At 44.3% G+C, this 1,301-nt stretch carries 1 rRNA gene; it reads left to right on the top strand.

The features are described from left to right. Positions 1-310: 310 nt before the first annotated feature. Positions 311-1,301, top strand: a 16S ribosomal RNA gene (locus tag RCH19_RS14715); the annotation flags it as partial.

The raw sequence follows: 1,301 nt of genomic DNA, 5'->3' as shown, positions 1-1,301 counted from the left end.
TTATCACTTGAAAAGCGGAGAAAATTTATTTTCTAAAAACTTTTCAAAAAGCCTTGTGAGATTTAAAAAGAGGTTGTACTTTTGCACCCGCCTTGAGAGACACATTATGTGTGTTAATTGAGACGAGAAACTGAAATAAATTCAGTTTAAAAAATTAAGAAGAACACGTTCCTAGACATATTGAATTGACAGCCGTCACGCTAACAAGCGTGACAAAAGAATAAGAGTAATAGAATCGAGAGATTTGAAAAAACCGATAGAATTGGAGTCGCATAATAACTAGCTTAGATTTTATTTAAGCACACAATATACGATGAAGAGTTTGATCCTGGCTCAGGATGAACGCTAGCGGCAGGCTTAACACATGCAAGTCGAGGGGTATAGTTCTTCGGAATTAGAGACCGGCGCACGGGTGCGTAACGCGTATGCAATCTACCTTTTACAGCGGGATAGCCCAGAGAAATTTGGATTAATACCGCATGGTATTATAGAATGGCATCATTTTATAATTAAAGTCACAACGGTAAAAGATGAGCATGCGTCCCATTAGTTAGTTGGTAAGGTAACGGCTTACCAAGACTACGATGGGTAGGGGTCCTGAGAGGGAGATCCCCCACACTGGTACTGAGACACGGACCAGACTCCTACGGGAGGCAGCAGTGAGGAATATTGGACAATGGAGGCAACTCTGATCCAGCCATGCCGCGTGCAGGATGACGGTCCTATGGATTGTAAACTGCTTTTATACGAGAAGAAACCACTCTACGTGTAGAGTCTTGACGGTATCGTAAGAATAAGGATCGGCTAACTCCGTGCCAGCAGCCGCGGTAATACGGAGGATCCAAGCGTTATCCGGAATCATTGGGTTTAAAGGGTCCGTAGGCGGCTTTATAAGTCAGTGGTGAAATCTCCCCGCTCAACGGGGAAACGGCCATTGATACTGTAAGGCTTGAATTATTAGGAAGTAACTAGAATATGTAGTGTAGCGGTGAAATGCTTAGAGATTACATGGAATACCAATTGCGAAGGCAGGTTACTACTAATTGATTGACGCTGATGGACGAAAGCGTGGGTAGCGAACAGGATTAGATACCCTGGTAGTCCACGCCGTAAACGATGGATACTAGCTGTTGGGAGCAATCTCAGTGGCTAAGCGAAAGTGATAAGTATCCCACCTGGGGAGTACGTTCGCAAGAATGAAACTCAAAGGAATTGACGGGGGCCCGCACAAGCGGTGGAGCATGTGGTTTAATTCGATGATACGCGAGGAACCTTACCAAGGCTTAAATGTAGATTGACCG

Source organism: Flavobacterium sp. PL12 (assembly GCF_039123485.1).
Classification (GTDB): Bacteria; Bacteroidota; Bacteroidia; order Flavobacteriales; family Flavobacteriaceae; genus Flavobacterium; species Flavobacterium weaverense.
Note: the sequence above shows the minus strand (reverse complement) of the source record. Positions and strands in the feature narration are given on the sequence as shown.